General features: G+C 71.3%; 17 protein-coding genes. 14 read left to right on the top strand and 3 right to left on the bottom strand.

What is annotated here, in order from left to right; all coding sequences use genetic code 11:
• Positions 1 to 7: 7 nt before the first annotated feature.
• Both ACWEBX_RS28020 and ACWEBX_RS28015 read right to left on the bottom strand, forming a co-directional pair.
• Complete coding sequence (locus ACWEBX_RS28020; RefSeq protein WP_451887575.1) at positions 8 to 682, bottom strand: hypothetical protein; 675 nt, start codon at positions 680 to 682, stop codon at positions 8 to 10.
• A 248-nt stretch (positions 683 to 930) separates the two neighbouring features.
• Positions 931 to 2,112 (bottom strand): serine hydrolase domain-containing protein, encoded by a 1,182-nt coding sequence (locus tag ACWEBX_RS28015; protein ID WP_451887574.1) that lies wholly within the window; start codon positions 2,110 to 2,112, stop codon positions 931 to 933.
• 427 nt (positions 2,113 to 2,539) lie between these two features.
• Here ACWEBX_RS28015 and ACWEBX_RS28010 point away from each other — a divergent pair, with 427 nt between their 5' ends.
• The 14 genes from ACWEBX_RS28010 (at position 2,540) to ACWEBX_RS27945 (ending at position 18,382) form a co-directional block, all read left to right on the top strand.
• The gene (locus ACWEBX_RS28010) at positions 2,540 to 3,127 is read left to right on the top strand and encodes a TIGR03086 family metal-binding protein (RefSeq protein WP_451887573.1); all 588 of its coding nucleotides are present in this window, start codon (positions 2,540 to 2,542) and stop codon (positions 3,125 to 3,127) included.
• A gap of 357 nt (positions 3,128 to 3,484) precedes the next feature.
• Positions 3,485 to 4,141, top strand: a complete 657-nt coding sequence (locus tag ACWEBX_RS28005) for a GntR family transcriptional regulator (protein WP_361685799.1) — start codon at positions 3,485 to 3,487, stop codon at positions 4,139 to 4,141.
• A complete protein-coding gene (locus tag ACWEBX_RS28000) occupies positions 4,138 to 5,046 on the top strand; it encodes a dihydrodipicolinate synthase family protein (protein WP_451887572.1) in 909 nt (302 codons plus the stop codon). The genes ACWEBX_RS28005 and ACWEBX_RS28000 overlap by 4 nt, the downstream gene beginning before the upstream one ends.
• Positions 5,034 to 6,764, top strand: coding sequence for an L-arabinonate dehydratase (gene araD / locus ACWEBX_RS27995; protein WP_451887571.1), 1,731 nt, complete (start codon positions 5,034 to 5,036; stop codon positions 6,762 to 6,764). Before ACWEBX_RS28000 ends, araD begins: the two co-directional genes overlap by 13 nt.
• A gap of 102 nt (positions 6,765 to 6,866) precedes the next feature.
• On the top strand, positions 6,867 to 7,802 hold the full coding sequence (locus ACWEBX_RS27990; protein WP_451887570.1) for a carbohydrate ABC transporter permease: 936 nt from the start codon (positions 6,867 to 6,869) through the stop codon (positions 7,800 to 7,802).
• A complete protein-coding gene (locus tag ACWEBX_RS27985; protein ID WP_451887569.1) occupies positions 7,799 to 8,701 on the top strand; it encodes a carbohydrate ABC transporter permease in 903 nt (300 codons plus the stop codon). The genes ACWEBX_RS27990 and ACWEBX_RS27985 overlap by 4 nt, the downstream gene beginning before the upstream one ends.
• A complete protein-coding gene (locus ACWEBX_RS27980) occupies positions 8,698 to 9,879 on the top strand; it encodes a Gfo/Idh/MocA family protein (RefSeq protein ID WP_451887568.1) in 1,182 nt (393 codons plus the stop codon). The genes ACWEBX_RS27985 and ACWEBX_RS27980 overlap by 4 nt, the downstream gene beginning before the upstream one ends.
• Positions 9,876 to 10,718, top strand: a complete 843-nt coding sequence (locus tag ACWEBX_RS27975; RefSeq protein WP_451887567.1) for a DUF6807 domain-containing protein — start codon at positions 9,876 to 9,878, stop codon at positions 10,716 to 10,718. The genes ACWEBX_RS27980 and ACWEBX_RS27975 overlap by 4 nt, the downstream gene beginning before the upstream one ends.
• A complete protein-coding gene (locus ACWEBX_RS27970) occupies positions 10,718 to 12,283 on the top strand; it encodes a family 43 glycosylhydrolase (protein WP_451887566.1) in 1,566 nt (521 codons plus the stop codon). The genes ACWEBX_RS27975 and ACWEBX_RS27970 overlap by 1 nt, the downstream gene beginning before the upstream one ends.
• 219 nt (positions 12,284 to 12,502) lie before the next feature.
• On the top strand, positions 12,503 to 13,912 hold the full coding sequence (locus ACWEBX_RS27965) for an ABC transporter substrate-binding protein (RefSeq protein WP_451887565.1): 1,410 nt from the start codon (positions 12,503 to 12,505) through the stop codon (positions 13,910 to 13,912).
• A 149-nt stretch (positions 13,913 to 14,061) separates the two neighbouring features.
• On the top strand, positions 14,062 to 14,856 hold the full coding sequence (locus tag ACWEBX_RS27960) for a rhamnogalacturonan acetylesterase (protein ID WP_451887564.1): 795 nt from the start codon (positions 14,062 to 14,064) through the stop codon (positions 14,854 to 14,856).
• Positions 14,857 to 14,888: 32 nt separating this feature from the next.
• Positions 14,889 to 16,217, top strand: a complete 1,329-nt coding sequence (locus ACWEBX_RS27955; protein WP_451887563.1) for a pectate lyase family protein — start codon at positions 14,889 to 14,891, stop codon at positions 16,215 to 16,217.
• 2 nt (positions 16,218 to 16,219) lie between these two features.
• Positions 16,220 to 17,350: a pectinesterase family protein gene (locus ACWEBX_RS27950; RefSeq protein ID WP_451887562.1), complete on the top strand. Its 1,131-nt coding sequence runs from the start codon at positions 16,220 to 16,222 to the stop codon at positions 17,348 to 17,350.
• 237 nt (positions 17,351 to 17,587) lie between these two features.
• Complete coding sequence (locus tag ACWEBX_RS27945) at positions 17,588 to 18,382, top strand: HAD family acid phosphatase (protein WP_451887561.1); 795 nt, start codon at positions 17,588 to 17,590, stop codon at positions 18,380 to 18,382.
• A gap of 93 nt (positions 18,383 to 18,475) precedes the next feature.
• Here ACWEBX_RS27945 and ACWEBX_RS27940 read toward each other — a convergent pair whose 3' ends face one another.
• Positions 18,476 to 19,270 (bottom strand): hypothetical protein, encoded by a 795-nt coding sequence (locus ACWEBX_RS27940; RefSeq protein WP_451887584.1) that lies wholly within the window; start codon positions 19,268 to 19,270, stop codon positions 18,476 to 18,478.
• Between the last annotated feature and the right edge of the window lie 63 nt (positions 19,271 to 19,333).

The following is a 19,333-nucleotide window of genomic DNA, read 5'->3' as shown; positions in this document are numbered from 1 at the left end:
CGTGCCTTCAGCCCTTCACCGTGCGGGCGGTGATGTCACCGTGGGCGGTGGTCGCGTGGATCGTCAGGCCGGGGGTGGCGCCGGCGTTCGTGAGCGCGTTGCTGATCCGGCCGAGGGTGGTGCCGGCGTCCAGGGCGGCGGAGACCCCGGGGGCGGCGCCGACGGTGATGTCCCCCTTCTGCGTGCTCAGCGTGAGCGTTCCGCGGGCGGCCTCGCTGACGGTCAGGTCGCCCTTCTGGGTGCTGATCTCGGCCGGGCCGTGCAGGCGGCCGACGGAGATGTCGGCGTCGAGGCCGGTCAGGCGGACGCTGTCCGCCTCGTCGAGCTCGACCGAGCGGTGGCCGCCCTCGAAGGTGACGTCGCCGAGCCGTCCCACGCCGCGGAACCCGGCGGCGGCCGCCTTCGCCTCGACACGGGAGCCGGCCGGAAGCCGCACGGTCACCTCGACGGACCCGGACGGGCCGAGGCCCCGGTTCCTCGCCCCCGGGATCTCCACGCGCAGGACGCCGTCGGCGTAGGAGACCTCGGCCTGCTCCGCCGCTTTCACGTCGCGGCCCTTGGAGGCGTCTGCGGGCAGGACCTCGACGATGGTGTCGGTGCGGTCGGCGGCGATCAAGCGGATGTGTCCCGCCGGGATGTCGATGATCGCGGAGACGGGGGCGGTGGTGTCGAACTTCTGCATGATGCTCTCCATGGTCTGCTTCGCGTGCGTTCCCTGTGTTTCTGACATTGGAAACGCTACGTTGCATTCGAGGATCGGGCAACATGCTTGTTGCGTAATTCTGCTGTTCTTGCAGGTGACTGCCGAGATTTCATTGCAATGATGCTGACTCTAACGCAACGTTAACTGTTCGGTCTGTTGCAATGGTCTGAAGGTGAACGCTCTGAGGGGAGCGGGCGCCCGGAGCTGCGGGCGCCCGCCGGCGCGCGTCAGTCCTTCAGCAGCGCGCAGACGAAGTTCTCCTCGACCGTCCGCAGCCGCTCCAGCAGTTCGGGCTTGTTCGTCTTGTTCACCTGGGTGGTGAGTGTGAAGGTCAGGGACCTCCGGCCGTCCGGCGTGGCGGCGATCAACTGGGTGTAGCCGGGGAAGTTGCCGGTGTGGCCGAGGACCACTCCGCAGCGGGTGGAGTAGCGGAAGATCGCCGCTCCCGCCTTGTTCCTGCCGGGACCCGCCGGCTCGGAGGCCCCGTCGATCCATCGGCGCTGCTCGCGCAGGGTGGCCTTGGAGATCAGGGCCCCGCCCGCGTACCCGCGGATGAACCGGGTCAGGTCCGCCGGGGTCGAGACGATCCCGCCCGACGCCCACACGCCCGACGCGCTGATCAGCTCGCTGACGTCCTCCGGGGGATTCGGCGGCGTGACGTCGTAACCGTGCATGTACGGCTCGGGCAGCTCGTAGCCCTGCGGGAGGCTCGTGTCGCGCAGGCCGAGCGGCCGGTAGACGAGCCCCCGCAGCAACTGCTCGTAGGGCTGGTCCGTGACCGCCTCGGCCATCAGCGCGACCGCGATGTTGTCCGAGTTCGAGTACTGGTACTTCGACCCCGGCCGGAACAGCAGTGGTTCGTCGGCCACGAAGTCGAGCAGCCGGCGCGAGTCGAAGTGGTGGCGCGGATCGGCGGTGAGGATCCTGAGGAACTCGGGGTCCTGCGAGTAGTCGGGAAGCCCGCTGGTGTGGTTCAGGAGCTGGCGCAGCGTCACGGCACGCCACTGCCGGGGCAGGGACGGCAGCCGGCGGCCGATCGTGTCGTCGAGGGAGAGCGCGCGCCGGTCCACCAGACGCAGTGCCACGGCACCGCTGAACGCCTTCGCCGTGCTCGCGATCCGCGTGTGGTCGTCCGGGTCGATCGGACGTCCGCTGTCCAGGTCGGCGACCCCGGCGCGCACGATGCGGGACTCGCCGCCGCGGCGCAGGACGGCGATGACTCCGGGCGGGCCGCCGGGGCTGCGCACCAACGCTTCGAGCTGCTGCCGCAGGGCGCGGTCGCGGTCCGCGGAGCCGGAACCGGAACCGGAGCCGGCGTCGGCCGGTCCGGACACGGCACCGGTCAGGCAGGCGGCGGCCAGCAGGGCGCCGAGGGACGTACGGAGCCGGGGGCGGCGGGGCAGTGGCATGGAGGGTCTCCCGAGTCGGGCGGGGCCAGGGCACGCCCAGCTTCGGTCCCGGGTGGTCCGCCCGCCTGCGCCGCTGCTGCATACGGAGGAGCGGGCGGCCGGGTGTCGGGCCGTCCGGCGGCCCCGGTGCGGGAACCTTCGGTCCAGGGAACCGATGAGTTTCCGGTACGGACGGCGTCTACCCCACGGGAGTGCACCCACGGGCCCGCCTCACGGGCTTCGCTCGCGGGTGTGCGCCCGCAGGTGCACCCACGGCTTCGCTCACGGGTGTGCCTACGGCTTCGCTCACGGGTGTACCCCGTGGGGCCCGTCCCGCGGGACTCGCGAGCGAAGGTGCCCCGACGGGTCTCGCTCACGGGAGCGGCCCGTGGTCCCGCGGGTCCCCGAACCGGACAAGCAGACGAATACGCGTACTGAGGAGAATCGGATGACCGGCCAGACCTTCGACTTCGGGCCGCAGGCCCTCGTCGTGGCACGCCTCGCGGAGGGTGTCACGGACGCGCAGCTCGACGGGGCGACCCCCTGTCCGCAGTACGCGGTGCACAACCTGCTCGGGCATCTGGCCGGACTGGCCGTCGCCTTTCGCGATGCCGGGCGCAAGGACCTGGGCCCGGCGACCGACACCAGCCCCACCGTCGCCGTGCCCGACATCGAGCCGGGCTGGCGCGAGGCCCTGCCGAAGGCGCTCGACGAACTCGCCGACGCCTGGCGGGACCCAGCCGCCTGGACCGGCACGACCCGGGCGGGCGGAGTGACACTCCCGGCCGAGGTCGCGGCGGCCGTCGCCGCCGACGAACTGGTCGTGCACGGCTGGGACCTCGCGCGGGCCACCGGCCAGGACTACGCACCCGACGAAACCGCCCTGCGGGTGACACACCGGTTCCTCATGGGCGTGGCCGACGACCCGACCCGCGTCGGGGGCATCTTCGGTCCCATCGTGCCGGTGCCCGACGACGCACCGCTCCTCGACCGCGTGATCGGCCTCAGCGGCCGTGACCCGGGCCGGAAGCCGTAACGGAAGATCCGTTCACGCGAGCACACGTGTCCAGGCGCTCCCTCGACACGTCACGGGCCGCCCACCGACCGGGCGGCCCGTTCGCGTGCCCCAGGACCACATCGCGCGAGCGAACATCCGACGCACCTCGCCCCGGGCGAAGGGATCCGGGAGATCCGGGCCTTCCGGCACCCCGCACCCCACGCGTCTCCGCAACTTCCTCTGTCGGAAGCGTTGACGAAACACGGTCACGCTCCTACCTTCAACGCGTCGTACTTCGTACGTCATATATGAGACGCGATACACGAGACCGGGAACCGCCGTCCACGGCCGGCACCCGGCTCCCGTGATCCGAGACGTGAGACCAGAGAGGCGCGCATGACCTCTGTGCCCACCCCGATCCCGTCCCGCACGCAGTTCGTGCTGGAGGGGATCAAACACCGCATCCTCACCGGGCAGTTGACCCCAGGGCAGGCTCTGGTCGAGACCGACCTCGCCGCGCAGTTCGGGGTGTCGAAGACCCCGGTGCGCGAGGCGCTCAAGACCCTGGCCGGTACCGGGCTCGTCGTGATGAACCAGTACAAGGGCGTCACGGTGCGCATGGTGGACGCGGACATGGCGCGCGAGGTGTACGACGTACGGCTGCTCCTCGAACCCGAGGCGCTGCGGCGGGTGGTGCGCCGGAAGGCGTCCCTGGACGCCGCCCGCGACGCGCTCACCCGTGCCGACGGCGCCGCCGACACCGCCGAACGGTCCCTGGCCAACCGGGAGTTCCACCGCGCCCTGTACGCACCCTGCGGCAACCCGCTGCTCGGCCGGATGCTCGACGAGGTGCGCGACCAGGCGGCTCTCGTCTCGGCGGTCGCCTGGGCCTCCGATCCCTCCTGGGAGCGGGAGGCGAGCGAGCACCGGGAGATCCTGCGCCTCGCCCTCGACGGTGACGCCGACGGCGCGGCCGCGGCGCTGCACGCGCACATCGCCTCGTTCGTGCGACGGGCCTTCCCGCAGGGCCAGGAAGAGGACGGACAGGAATGACAGCGACGTTCGAGACCCAGCGGGCGGCACTCGCCGAGGTCGTGGCGATCCCGGTGACGCCCTTCGCCGAGGACGGCACGATAGACCGGGACGCCCACCGGGCCCTGCTGCGCCGGCTCATCGACGGCGGCGTCCGCACCCTCACCCCCAACGGCAACACCGGCGAGTTCTACGCCCTCACCCCCGAAGAGCGCCGGACCACAACCGAGTTGACCGTCGAGGAGGCCGGCGACCGCGCGGCCGTCCTGGTCGGCGTCGGACACGATCTGCCCACCGCCGTCGCCTCCGCGCGGCACGCACGCTCCCTCGGCGCGCCGATGGTGATGGTCCATCAGCCCGTGCACCCTTATGTCTCGGAGGGCGGCTGGGTCGACTACCACCGGGCGATCGCCCAGTCCGTTCCGGAGCTGGGCGTCGTGCCGTACATCCGCAATCCGGTGCTCGCGGGTTCACGGCTCGCCGAACTCGCGGACGCCTGCCCGAACGTCATCGGCGTGAAGTACGCCGTCCCCGACGCGGCGCGCTTCGCGTCCTTCGCGCGGGACGCCGGCCTCGACCGGTTCGTCTGGGTGGCCGGACTCGCCGAGCCCTACGCCCCCTCGTACTTCTCCGCAGGCGCCACCGGATTCACCTCGGGCCTGGTGAACGTCGCCCCGGCCGTCTCGCTGAACATGATCGAGGCCCTCCGGTCCGGCGACTACCCGGCCGCGATGAAGGTCTGGGAGCGGATCCGCCGCTTCGAGGAACTGCGCGCCGCCGACGCCTCCGCCAACAACGTCACCGTCGTCAAGGAAGCCCTCTCCTCGCTGGGCCTGTGCCGCCGTGACGTGCGCCCGCCGAGCCGGCCGCTGACCGCGAACGAGCGGTCCGAGGTCGCCGCCATAGCCGCCGGATGGTCCCTGTGAAACGGCCCGAGGATCTCAGAAGCCATCAGTGGTACGGCACCGACGGGCTCCGCTCGTTCAGCCACCGGGCCAGGACCCGGCAGCTCGGCTACCTCCCCGAGGAGCACCTGGGCAAGCCGGTCGTCGCGATCCTCAACACCTGGTCCGACATCAACCCGTGCCATGTGCACCTGCGCGACCGCGCCCAGGCCGTCAAGCGGGGAGTGTGGCAGGCCGGCGGATTCCCGCTCGAATTCCCGGTGTCCACGCTGAGCGAGACGTTCCAGAAGCCGACCCCGATGCTCTACCGCAACCTGCTCGCGATGGAGACCGAGGAGCTGCTGCGGTCGTATCCGGTGGACGGGGCCGTGCTGATGGGCGGCTGCGACAAGACCACGCCCGCGCTGCTCATGGGAGCCGCCTCGGTCGACCTGCCGACCGTCTTCGTGCCCGCCGGGCCCATGCTCCCGGGCCACTGGCGCAACGAGGTCCTCGGCTCCGGCACCGACATGTGGAAGTACTGGGACGACAAGCGCGCGGGCCTCATCGGGGACTGTGAGATGACCGAGCTGGAGAGCGGGCTCGCCCGGTCGCCGGGGCACTGCATGACGATGGGCACCGCGTCCACGCTGACGGCCGCCGCGGAGGCGCTCGGCGTCACCGTCCCCGGCGCGTCGAGCATCCCCGCCGTCGACTCCGGGCACGACCGGATGGCGGCCGCGGCGGGACTCAGGATCGTCGAACTCGTCCACAAGGAACGGACGTTGTCCGACATCCTGACCGCGGAGGCCTTCACGGACGCGGTCACGACGGTGCTCGGCATCGGCGGTTCGACGAACGCCGTGATCCATCTGATCGCCATGGCCGGACGGGCCGGTGTCACCCTCACCCTGGACGACTTCGACCGGATCGCCCGGACCGTGCCCGTCCTCGCCGACGTCCGGCCCGGCGGACGGAAGTACCTCATGGAGGACTTCCACTTCGCCGGCGGCCTGCCCGGGTTCCTCTCCCGGATCACCGACCTGCTGCACCTGGACCGGCCCACGGTGTCCCACGACAGCCTGCGCGAGCAGCTCGCGGGCGCCCGGGTGCACAACGACGACGTCATCCGCACCCGGGACAACCCGGTCGCGGCCGAGGGCGGTGTGGCCGTCCTGCGCGGCAACCTCTGCCCCGACGGCGCCGTCATCAAGCACATCGCCGCCGAACCGCACCTGCTCAAGCACACCGGTCCCGCGGTCGTCTTCGACGACTACCGCACGATGCAGCGGACCATCGACGACCCGTCGCTCGGCATCACCGCGGACAGCGTCCTCGTGCTGCGGGGCTCCGGCCCCAAGGGCGGCCCGGGCATGCCCGAGTACGGGATGCTGCCCATCCCCGGCCATCTGCTGAAGCAGGGCGTCCGGGACATGGTGCGGATCTCCGACGCCCGGATGAGCGGCACGAGTTACGGCACCTGCGTGCTGCACGTGGCGCCCGAGTCCCACGTCGGCGGCCCGCTCGCCCTCGTACGGAGCGGGGACCTGATCACCCTCGACGTCGCGGCACGCTCGCTCCGGCTCCATGTGGACGACGCGGAGCTGGAGCGCAGGCGGGCCGCGTGGACTCCGCCGCCCGTCCGGTACGAACGCGGCTACGGCGCGCTCTACAACGACCAGATCACCCAGGCCGACACCGGCTGCGACTTCGCGTTCCTGGCCCGTCCGGGCAAGGTGCCGGACCCCTACGCCGGCTGAGGCCCCCACGACCGCACACGGAAAGTACCGCCCGACCCATGAGCGCGTAGCAAGCGCTTCCTGCACTCGCTGTACCTGCCCCACTGCGAACGGAGAACAGTCATGGCCCAAGCCGCAGCCGTGGCGAAACCGCCCGCGCCACCCCGGCGGCGCCGTGCCTCCGTGACCCCGCGCAGGCTGCCCTATCTGCTGATCGCCCCGGCGGCGCTGCTGATGCTGGGCTTCATCGCCTATCCCGTCATCAGCGTCTTCTACTACAGCCTGCAGAACTACAACCCGACCAAACCGTGGCGCAACGGCTACGCGGGCCTCGACAACTTCGTGCACGCCTTCACCGACGACCCCCAGTTCTGGGACACGCTGACCTTCAGCGCGCAATGGGTCGTCGTCGAGGTCGGCCTCCAGCTCCTGTTCGGCCTAGCGCTCGCGCTGATCGTCAACCAGACCTTCGTCGGCCGGGCGGCCGGGCGCGCGCTGGTCTTCTCGCCCTGGGCCGTCTCCGGCGTGCTGACCTCGGCGATCTGGGTGCTGCTCTACAACTCCCAGACGGGCATCACCCGTTACCTCGCCGACGCGGGCATCGGCTCGTACGGGACGAGCTGGCTCTCGGACACCTCCACCGTCTTCCCGGCGGCCGTGGTCGCGGACCTGTGGCGCGGGGTCCCCTTCTTCGCGATCCTGATCCTCGCCGACCTCCAGTCCGTCTCCAAGGACCTGTACGAGGCCGCCGAGGTCGACGGAGCGAGCCGACTCCGCCAGTTCCTGCACATCACGCTGCCCCACCTCAAGGACGCGATCGTCCTCTCCACACTGCTGCGCGCCGTCTGGGAGTTCAACAACGTCGACCTGCTCTACACGCTCACCGGCGGCGGACCCGCCGGCGAGACGACGACCCTCCCGCTCTACATCGCCAACACCAGCGTCGACGCCCACAACTTCGGCTACGCCTCCGCCCTCACCACGGTCGCGTTCGTGATTCTGCTGTTCTGCTCGATCGTCTATCTGCGGCTGAGCAAGTTCGGAGGCGGGGACAAGTGATCACCAAGGACGCCGGGACCATCGCCCCGGCCGCACCCGCCCCGCCCGTCGAGGAACCCCGACCGCGCACGGCGAGGAAACGGCGCGCCTGGGACGAGGCCCCGCGCTGGCAGATCTACGTCCCCCTCGGCGGCTACCTCCTCTTCACCCTGGTCCCCTTCTACTGGATCCTGCTCTTCGCGCTGCGCCCCGCCGGATCCACCTCCCTCGTGCCCTGGCCCATGACGCTGGACCACTTCGACAAGGTGTGGACCGAGCGCAGCTTCGGGACCTACTTCCAGAACAGCGTGATCATCGCCGTCGCCACCCTGGTGATGACCACGCTCGTCGCGCTCGCCGGCGGCTACGCGCTCGCCCGCTTCGACTTCAGGATCAAACGCGGCTTCATGCTCGCGCTGCTCTGCTCCCAGTTCGTGCCGGGCGCCCTGCTCCTGGTCCCGCTCTTCCAGATCTTCGCCGAGCTCCGGATGATCAACTCGCTGGTCAGCGTCGTCATCGCCGAGACGGTCTTCCAGTTGCCGCTGTCGATGATCCTCATCAGCGGCTTCATCCGGAACGTGCCCTACACCCTGGAGGAGGCTGCCTGGGTGGACGGCTGCAACCGCTTCGACGCCTTCCGGATCGTCGTCCTCCCGCTGCTGCGGCCCGGACTGATCGCCGTCGGCTCCTTCGCCTTCGTACACGCCTGGAACCACTTCCTGTTCGCCCTGATGTTCCTCAGCGACCAGAGCAAGCAGACCATCCCGGTCGGCCTCAACACCCTGATGAGCTCCGACAGTGTCGACCTGGGCGCGCTCGCCGCGGGCGGCATCATCGCCGCCGTCCCCGTGGTCGTCGTCTTCGCCTTCATCCAGAAATGGCTGATCACCGGATTCAGTGCCGGGGCGGTGAAGGGATGACCACCCCCTCGCGCCAGGGCCGCGACCGACACCCGGCCGGCACGCCGCTGCCCGTCGTCCTCGCCGGGGCCCGGGGGCACGGCCGCTGGCACCTGGACAACATCCGCCGGCTCCAGGACAAGGGACTGGTGCGCCTCGCCGGGGTCTGCGAGCTGAACCCGCTCACCGAGGAGGAACTGGGCGGACAGCACGTCGAGCAGTCCGCCGACTTCGGGGCGCTCCTCGACTCCACCGGCGCCGCCGTCGCGGTGATCTGCACCCCCATCCCCACCCACACCGACCTCGCGCTGACCGCCGCGCGCAGGGGCGTCCACCTGCTCCTGGAGAAGCCGCCCGCGCCCTCCTACGCCGAGTTCCGGCGGATGGCCGACGGCGTCGCGGCGGCCGGAGCCGTCTGCCAGATCGGCTTCCAGTCGCTCGGCTCGCACGCGGTGCCGGCGATCAGGAAGATGATCACCGAGGGCGCGCTCGGCCGGGTCACCGGAATCGGCGGGGCCGGCGCCTGGGTCCGCGACGAGGCCTACTTCCGTCGCGCGCCCTGGGCGGGCAGGCGCCGGCTCGACGGCGCCGACGTCGTCGACGGGGTCCTGACGAACCCGCTGGCCCACGCCGTCGCCACGGCCCTCGCGCTGGACGGCTCGACCCGCGCCGAGGACGTCACCGCGATCCGGACCGAACTGCTGCGCGCCAACGACATCGAGTCCGACGACACCTCGTGCGTACGGGTGACGACCACCGGGGGCCGGATCACCGTCGCCGCCACACTCTGCGCCGAACGCCCCGGCGAACCGTACGTCCTGGTGCACGGCACCGGCGGCCGGATCACCTTCTGGTACAAGCAGGACCGGGTGCTCGTGCAGCGGTCCGGACACGGCCCCGAGGAGATCCGGTACGGCCGCACCGACCTGCTGGAGAACCTGGCCGACCATCTGACCGGCGGCGCCGAACTGCTGGTCACGCCCGAGTCGACGGGCGCCTTCATGAAGGTCGTCGAAGCCATCCGGCAGGCCCCCGACCCGGTCGCACTGCCCCCGGACGCCTGGCGGACGGTCGCCGGCGAACGACGCCGGGTCGTGCCCGGCATCGACGGACTCGTCGCGGCCGCCGCCGACACCCTCGCCCTCTACTCCGAACTCGGCGCCTCCTGGGCGCGCCCGAAAGAGGTGAGCTCCGGATGAACGACGACTTGATGGTCCTGCGGATCGGTGGCCGCCGCGTCGCCCGCTACGTCACCCGGCCCGCGCTGCCGGCCCGGCTCTCGCCGCGCCCGTACCTGCACCCCGTCACCACCCTGGCCGGCACGGCCGTCACCGAGACCGGTCCGGCCGATCACCCACACCACCTCGGCGTCGGTGTCGCCGTACCCGACGTCGAGGGGCACAACTTCTGGGGCGGACGCACCTACGTCCGCGACCGGGGGCCGACCGAGCTCGACAACCACGGCATCCAGCGGCACGCCGGCTTCCAACTGCGCGACCCGGACGGCTTCGTGGAGGAGCTGCGCTGGACGGCCGCGGGCACCGAACTGCTGCGGGAACGCCGTACGGTCGCGGCCGTCGCTCTCACGGACAGTGCCTGGGCACTGGACTTCACCTTCTCGCTCACGAACATCACCGAGCGCGTCCTCTCGATCGGCAGCCCCGCCACCAATGGACGGCCGGGCGCGGCCTACGGAGGCTTCTTCTGGCGGGCCCCCAAGGAACGGGCCGCCCCGCGCGTGTTCACCGCCGACACCGAGGGCGAGGAAGCGGTGCACGCGCGCCCCGCCGACTGGCTCGCCCTCGCGGGAGCCGGCTGGACGCTCGTCCTCGCCGGGGCGACCGCGGGGACCCGCCGCGACCCGTGGTTCGTCCGCGCCGCCGAGTACCCGGGCATCGGTTCCTCGCTCGCCTCCGGCCGGCGGCTCACCGTCGAGGCGGGGGACACGCTCGTACGCCGGGTCGTCACCGTCGTCGCCGACGGCGCCCTCGACCGGACCGGTGCCGCCGCGCTGGTCCGCAAGGCGGTGAGCCCCTGATGGCCCTGCCCTCCGCCGACCTCGGTGACGGCACCTACCGCAACCCCGTCCTCGACGCCGACTGGTCCGACCCCGATCCGCTCCGCGTCGGCGACGACTTCTACCTCACCGCCTCCAGCTTCGGCCGCGCCCCCGGCCTGCCGCTGCTGCACTCGCGCGACCTGGTGAACTGGACCCTCGTCGGGCACGCCCTCCAACGCCTCGAGCCCGCACATGAGTTCAGGAACCCCAAGCCCGACTGCGGTGTGTGGGCTCCCGCGTTGCGCCACCACGACGGCCGCTTCTGGATCTTCTGGGGTGACCCCGACCACGGCATCTTCCAGGTCAACGCCCCGCAGATCAGAGGCCCTTGGACCCGGCCGCACCTGGTGAAGGAGGGCCGGGGGCTCATCGACCCCTGCCCGCTGTGGGACGAGGAGACCGGCGAGGCCCATCTCGTGCACGCCTGGGCCAAGTCCCGTTCGGGAGTGAAGAACCGGCTCACCGGACACCGGATGTGCCCCGACGGCACCGCGTTGCTCGACGAGGGGAAGGTGATCGTCGACGCCGACCTGATCCCGGGCTGGTTCACCCTCGAAGGGCCCAAGGTCTACCGCCACGACGGCTGGTTCTGGATCTTCGCGCCCGCCGGGGGAGTCGAGACGGGCTGGCAGGGCGCTTTCCGGTCGCGCGGCTTCTTCGGGCCCTACGAGGAGCGGGTGGTGCTGGAACAGGGGAGCACCCGCGTCAACGGCCCGCACCAGGGCGGCTGGGTGCGCACGGCGGCGGGCGAGGACTGGTTCGTGCACTTCCAGCAGCGCGGGGCCTACGGGCGGGTGGTCCACCTCCAGCCGATGCGCTGGGGTGCGGACGGCTGGCCGGTGCTCGGCGACCGGGGTGCCCCCGTGGGCGTCCACCGCAAGCCGGACCTGCCGGACCAGCCGCCGTCCGCGCCCGCCACCGACGACGACTTCCCCGGCGGCCGTTCCGGGCGCCAGTGGCAGTGGACCGCCAACCCCCAGGACGGCTGGGCCACCCAGCACTCCGGCGACGGACTGCGGCTGACCTGTGTCCGTACGGCCGACGCCCACGACCTGCGCCGACTGCCGCACGTCCTCACCCAGCGGATGCCCGGCGCGGCCGCCACCGTCCAGGTCGACCTGTGCCTCGACAGCGAGGAGCCCGGGGCGCGGGCCGGGCTCGTGGTGCTCGGGGACGCGTTCGGCTGGATCGGGCTTCAGCGCGAGCCGGGCGGATCGGTACGGCTCGTGCACCGGTTCGCCGAGACTGCGGCCGTCGGGGCACCCGCCGTGCGCTCGGGCCGGTGCGAGGGCGAGCGCGACGCCGCTCCGGCACGCCCGGCGCCCGAGGGCCGGGCCCGGCTGTGGATCGAGATCGGCGCGGGAGCCCGCTGCCGCTTCTCCTACGACGTCGGCGGCGGCCGGCAGCCCTCGGGGCAGGTCTTCGCCGCGACCGGCCGGCGCTGGACCGGCGCCCTGCTGGGCCTGTTCGCGCTCGCGCCGTCCGGCGCGGGGCACGCGGGGGCCGCCACCTTCACGCGTTTCCGAGTCACCGCGGCCCCCTGAGGGTCACCGTCCGCCGTTCGTCAGCGTTCGTCCGTCGTTCGTCAGCGTTCATCAGTGTTCGTCCGCCTGTTGGGAGCCGCAATGTCGCACCTCCGTAGCAAGCGCTTGCCGGATGTGGAGGGAAGGGCGCGTCCCTTCCCTGAGCAGCCGGGTGCCGATCTCCGAGGGCACCTCACCGACCCCACCACTCCGTTGGATCCGGAAGAAGAGAGCCGACCGATGAAGATCAGCCCACTCGGGAACAGCCCACTCGGGAACAGTCCGCTGGCGAACGGCCCACTGGCGAACGGCCCGAGAAGGCCCCGCGTCCCGGGTGCCCGGCGTGCCGCCGTGGCCGTCGCCCTCGGATCCGTGCTCGCGCTGACCGTCACCGCCTGTGGTGACGACGGCAGCGGCAGCGCGGGCGACAAGGGCACCGAGGGCTCCGGCAAGGGCGAGATCACCTTCTGGGACAACAACGGCGGTGTCCGCACCGACATCTGGAAGCAGATCATCGCCGACTTCGAGAAGAAGTACCCGGACATCAAGGTCAACTACGTCGGCATCCCGGCGGCGAGCGCGCAGTCCAAGTACGACACCGCCATCCAGGGCGGCGGTCTGCCCGACGTCGGAGGCGTGGGCACCGCCATGCTCGCCGAGGTCGCCGTCCAGGGGGCCCTTGAGCCGCTGGACAGCCGGATCGAGAAGAGCGCGCTGAACGGAAAGCTGAGCCGGAACCTGCTCGATGTCAGCCGGTCCGCGAGCGGCGGAGACAAGCTCTACCAGGTGCCGACCTCCGCCAACAACGGCACGCTCTGGTACCGCACCGACCTGTTCACGTCGGCGGGCCTGGACGCGCCGACCTCCTGGTCGAAGTTCTACGACGCCGCGTCCAGGCTCACGGACAAGGGCAAGAACAAGTTCGGCTTCACCATTCGCGGCGGCGAGGGCTCCATCGCCCCGGCGCTGGACGCGGCGTACGGCCAGAGCGGCATCACCTCGTTCTGGGACGGCGACAAGACCACCGTCAACGACCCGAAGAACGTGGCGGCCCTGGAGAAGTACGTCGCCCTCTACAAGAAGGCCACCCCGTCCGCCGACGTCAACAACGACTTCACCAAGATGGTCGCGCAGTGGGACAGCGGCACCATCGGCATGCTGAGCCACAACCTCGGCTCCTACCAGGACCACGTGAAGGCGCTGGGCGGCAAGTTCCGCGGCATCCCGAACCCCACCCTGGACGACGGCACACGGGTGCAGATCTCCAACCCGGTCGACGGTCTGAGCCTGTTCAAGTCGGGCAAGAACAAGGCGGCCGCCTGGAAGTTCATCGAGTTCGCCGTCTCGGCGGAGGAGAACTCCAAGTTCAACGAGTCGGCGGGACAGGTGCCGGCGAACACCGACGCCGCCAAGGACGCCTGGATCCAGCAGGCCGAGCCGACCAAGCTGGCCGCCGAGGCGCTGAACGGCGCCGGCACCAAGATCGTGCAGCTTCCTTACTACCTGCCCGACTGGAACACCATCTCCAAGGCCGACAACGAGCCCGGCTTCCAGAAGGTGCTGCTCGGCAAGATGAGCGTGAAGGACTTCCTGGACACGCTGGCCGACCAGCTCAACACGGCGCAGGCCGACTGGAAGGCCCATCACTAGTCCGACGCGCCCGCGGGGCCCGGCCGTGGCGCCCGTCGCGCCACGGCCGCCCCGCAGTCCCGTCGCCCCGCAGTCCCGTCGCCCCGCCGAATTCTCGGCCGGACCTCGGCCGGACTTCTACGGAAACCTCTGTCGAAAGGCACACGCCCGTGTCCCTCACGCGCAGACAGGTCACCTCGGCGGCCGTGGCCGCCTTACCGCTCGCCGTCGCCGCGGCGGGCCCGGCGCTCGCCGCCCCGCACCGCGGGCCGCGTACCCTCCACATCGCGGGCGACTCCACCGCCGCCCAGAAGTACGCCGACGCCGCACCCGAGACCGGGTGGGGCATGGCCCTCCCGTTCTTCCTCCGCGAGGACGTCACGGTCGCCAACCACGCCGTGAACGGCCGCAGTTCGAAGAGTTTCATCGACGAGGGGCGACTCGCCGCGATCCTCGACGTCATCCGGCCCGGCGACCTCCTGCTCGTCCAGTTCGGGCACAACGACGAGAAGACCGCCGACCCGACGCGTTACACCGAGCCATGGACGACGTTCCAGGACTGCCTGCGGCACTACCTCGACGGGGCGCGGGCCCGGGGCGCCCGGCCGGTGCTCGCGACCCCGGTGGAGCGCAGGAAGTTCGACGCCGACGGCAACGCGGTGCCGACGCACGGCGACTACCCGGCGTCGATGCGCGCGCTCGCCGCGGCCGAGCATGTGGCGCTCCTCGACATCCAGGCCCTGTCCATCGCGCTGTGGCAGCGGCTCGGCGCCGAGGAGACGAAGCGGTACTTCAACTGGACCGCGACCGAACAGGACAACACGCATTTCAACCCGCCCGGTGCCATCGCCGTGGCCCGTCTCGTCGCGGCCGGGCTGCTGCGCCGCCGGGTGCTCACGCCCCGGGACGTACGCCGTCCGGACGCCGGGATACCCGAGTCCTGGATCACCTGGCCCCCTGCCTGAATCGCTGGACCCGAAGGAAAGAGAGGCGCACCATGCACACACAGGAATGGCATGCGCATGCCACAGGCTGGCGTGCGGTCACCGTACGGAGAGCCGCCGCGCTGATCGGCTGCACCGCCCTCGTGCTCGCCGTCACCGGCACCACCGCCGAGGCCCGTCCGCGCGACCTCGGCCGGCAGACGCTCGCCGCGGGCGACGGCTGGGCGTCCGACGGGACCGGCACCACCGGCGGCTCGGCCGCCGCCGCCGCGCAGGTCAGCACGGTCACGACGTGGGCGGAGTTCAAGGCCGCGCTGGCCGCGGGTGGCAGCGCGCCGAAGATCATCAAGGTGAGGGGCACGATCGACGCCAACGCCTCCGGCTGCGATTCCTTCGCCGCCCCCGGCTACGACTTCGATCAGTACCTCGCCGACTACGACCCCGCGGTGTGGGGGTACGACCAGGTCGTCAGCGGCGAGCAGGAGGACCTGCGGGCCGCCTCCGCCGCCCACCAGGACGCCGCCATCAAGGCGTACGTCCCGGCGAACACGACCATCGTCGGCGTCGGAGAGAACGCGGGCTTCACGGGCGCGAGCCTCCAGATCAAGGACGTCGACAACGTCATCGTCCGCAACCTCACCTTCGAGAGCCCCCTCGACTGCTTCCCGCAGTGGGACCCCACCGACGGCGACACCGGCAACTGGAACTCCGAGTACGACAGCGCCGTCGTCTACGGCGCCACGCACGTCTGGCTCGACCACGACACGTTCACCGATGGCGACCACCCGGACAGTTCGCTGCCGGCCTACTACGGCCGGATCTACGAGCAGCACGACGGCGAACTGGACATCGTCAAGGGCGCCGACTACGTGACCGCCTCCTGGAACGTCTTCGCCGACCACGACAAGACCATCCTGATCGGCAACAGCGACAGCGCGGCGACCGCCGCCGTCGACCGGGGCCATCTGAAGGTCACCCTCCACCACAACCTGTTCACCGGCCTCGTCGAGCGCGCCCCGCGCGTGCGCTTCGGGCAAGTGGACTCCTACAACAACCACTTCGTGGCCGACTCCTCCTACGGCTACAGCTACGGCATCGGCATGGAGTCCCAGCTCGTCGCGGAGCACAACGCGTTCACGCTGCCGGACTCGGTCGGTGCCGGGCTGATCCTGAAGAAGTGGAAGGAGGCGCCGCTGACCGCGTCCGACAACTACGTCAACGGCGTCCTCACCGATCTGATCGCCGTGCACAACGCGCAGATCCCCGCCGAGACGCTCCGGTCCGGTGCCGGCTGGACCCCGGTCCTGCGGACGAAGGTCGATGTGCCGAGGGCCGTTCCCGGCATCGTCGACCACCGCGCGGGCGCCGGAAGGATCTGCTGACCATGACCGGACTGCCCCTCGGCAGAAGGGCGTTCATCGCCGCGGGCACCGGAGCCGTGCTGGCTCCCGTGCTCGCGGGCCCCGCCCGCGCCACCGTTCGGGCGCCGTTCGGGCGCCACGGTTCGCCGTCCGCGCGGCCGAACGCGAGGACGCTGTACGTCCACCCCGGCGGTCTCGGCGACCACACCACCGTGCAGGCCGCCGTGACCGCCGCGACCGGCGCCGGATTCACCCTGGTCATCGCACCCGGCGTGTACCGCGAGACGGTCTCGGTCGGAGCGGTCGACCCGGCGACCGGCCTGCCCGGCGCCGCCGGATCCGAGATGACCTGGATCGGCGCCTCCGGCGACCCGCGTGATGTCGTCGTCGTGTACGACAACGCCAACGGCACGCCCAGGCCCGATGGTTCGGGCACCTACGGCACCACCGGGTCGGCGACGACCACCGTGCGCACCGACGGTTTCACCGCCCGCGCGGTGACCTTCGCCAACGACTGGCTGCGCGGTGACCACCCCGGGATCACCGGCACCCAGGCCGTGGCGATCAAGGTGCAGGGCGACCGGTCGGCGTTCCACCGGTGCCGCTTCCTCGGTCACCAGGACACCCTGTACGCCGACACGATCGCGCTCGGCACCTTCGCCCGGCAGTACTACCGGGACTGTTACGTCGAAGGGGACGTGGACTTCGTCTTCGGGCGGGCGACGGCGGTCTTCGAGCGCTGCCACTTCCGCACCCTGGACCGCACGGACCTGGCCGGCGCCCCGTACGGCTTCGTCTTCGCGCCGTCCACGGCCGTCGCCGACCCGCGCGGTTACCTGGTCACCCGCTGCGGGATCAGCAGTGCCGCGCCGGACGCGTTCTACAAGCTGGCCCGCCCCTGGGTGCCCGGCTCGGACCCGACCGCCCGGCCGATGCTGACCGTCCGCGACACCCGTCTGGACGCCGGCATCGACGCGGTCGCGCCCTATGCGAACATGTCCGCCGCCTACCCGTGGCAGAGCCAGCGCTTCGCCGAGTACCGCAACACGGGCCCCGGCGCGCTGATCACCGTCCGGGAGAACCGTCCCCAGCTCACGGACGCGGAGGCCGAGCCGCACACCCGTGCCGCCTATCTCGGCGACTGGTGTCCGTGATCCCTCTCCACGGACGCCACCACCACGTACAACTCCCGTTCGGCCGGCGGTACGTTGCCCGCGACCGCCTTCCTCGCGACGGGCAGCACGACCATCGGCGTGACCATGAACCGACCGCCGCCCCCGCAGGGCTGGGGCCCCAACCGTCCGGCGCGAGGCCCAAGTCGGCCGAAAAGTATGTATCGATCCGGCAAAAGGTCTCGCGCCCATGGACGTTACGCGCGTAGAAAACCTGTCATGCATAAGCCACTCCGCATCGCGGCCGTCGCCGCGACCTGTGTCGTCGCCGGTGCCGCCCTGTACGGCACCGGTGTAGCCACCGCCGGTCAGTCGACGGCGAACTCGACGCACGAGCCTTACAACATCGGCGTCCTCGTCAAGGACATCGACACCTACTACGGCACCACCGCCGACAGCAAGGGTGTCTACCAGGCGTCCCCCGACAGCCCGTACGCCAAGGACCTGGCCCGCCTCGACGCCTCCGCCAAGCGGTACATCGACCAGGCGGCCCGCAAGGCCCACCACCGGCACGAGAAGGCCGCGGTCGTCTTCGACATCGACGACACGCTGCTGCTGTCCCTCGACTACGAGAAGAAGACCAACTACACCTACAACTCGGCCTCCTGGGCCGCCTACGTCGCCCAGGCGGACCGTCCGGCCGTCTTCGGCAGCCCGGAACTCGTCGAGTACGCCGCTTCCAAGGGCGTCGAGGTGTTCTACAACTCCGGCCTGAAGGAGTCGCAGCGCGTCTCCGCGGTCGACAACCTGAAGAAGATCGGCGTCGACGTCAACCTCGACGCCGCGCACATGTTCCTCAAGGACGCGGCCAACCCGCCCGCCTACCTGGGCGACTGCGCCACCGCCGCCGCCTGGAACTGCACGACCGTGCAGTACAAGGCCGGAACCCGCAAGCACATCGAGTCCCTCGGGTACGACATCGTCGCCAACTTCGGCGACCAGTACTCGGACCTCGAAGGCGGCTACGCCGACAAGACCTACAAGCTCCCGAACCCCACGTACTTCGTGAGCTGACGCCTTCCCCCCATGGGCGAACGCCCCCGCCGGTCCTGACCGTCGGGGGCGTTCGCCTGCCGGCCAGGAGCGCCCGGGCCGGCGGCCGCGTCGCTACGGATCTCCGTCTCCCGCGCTCCGGGCCGTGAAGTCCCCGGCCACGGAGGCCCGTTCACCGTCCGCGGTGGTCGCCGCCACCGTGTAGCCGTCGTCCCTCACGTCCCGGCCGCCGCGATCGTGGCCGTACTGGCCGGCGAAGACCCAGGTGCCCGGCCAGACCGTGCGACCGGGCCTGAGGATCCAGGTGTAGACGAGGAAGCCGTCCCGCTCGGCGACCGTGGTGGTGAAGTCGCTCCCGGGCAGCGAGAGCCAGGCACCCGCCTCGCTCACCCCGCCCGTCTGCCCGACCTTCAACGTGACCGCGAGCGAGGTGAGCCGCTTCGTGGTCTTCAGGCTGACATCGCTCTGCGCCCAGAAGTCGTCGCTGTGCGGGTCGACCGAGCCGTCCGACCGCAGCGGGCCGTCCGCGGTGTCCCCGGCGGACGTCCGTGCCGGGGTCCCGGTCGCCGCGGGGGTGTCCGAGGGGGAGGGACGCGGTCCGTCCGACGCTTCCGGTGTCCCGGAGCGAGGCCGGGGTCCGGGCGTGGCCACCACCCGTCCGGTCGTGTCCGGCGAGGGGTCGGGGGCCGGTGGGACGGCCACGGTCCGCGGAGCCGGGCCGTCGTCCTTCACCGCAGAGGCGACCGCGTACCCCCCGACCGCCAGGACGCCCGCGACCGCGGCCGTGGCGCCCAGGACACGCGCCCAGCCGAGCAGCGGCGGGCGCGCCGTACGCCGCGGCGGCCGCTCACCGGAGCCCGCCATGCCGCGCTCGACCCGGGCCAGGATCCGGGCGCGGTCCGGGTTCAGCGGGGCGAGGGTGAACCCGCAGTTGCCGCCCGCGACCGTGGTGACGCCGTGGTTGAGGGACGG

It is taken from the genome of Streptomyces sp. NPDC005070 (genome assembly GCF_053600395.1).
Note: the sequence above shows the minus strand (reverse complement) of the source record. Positions and strands in the feature narration are given on the sequence as shown.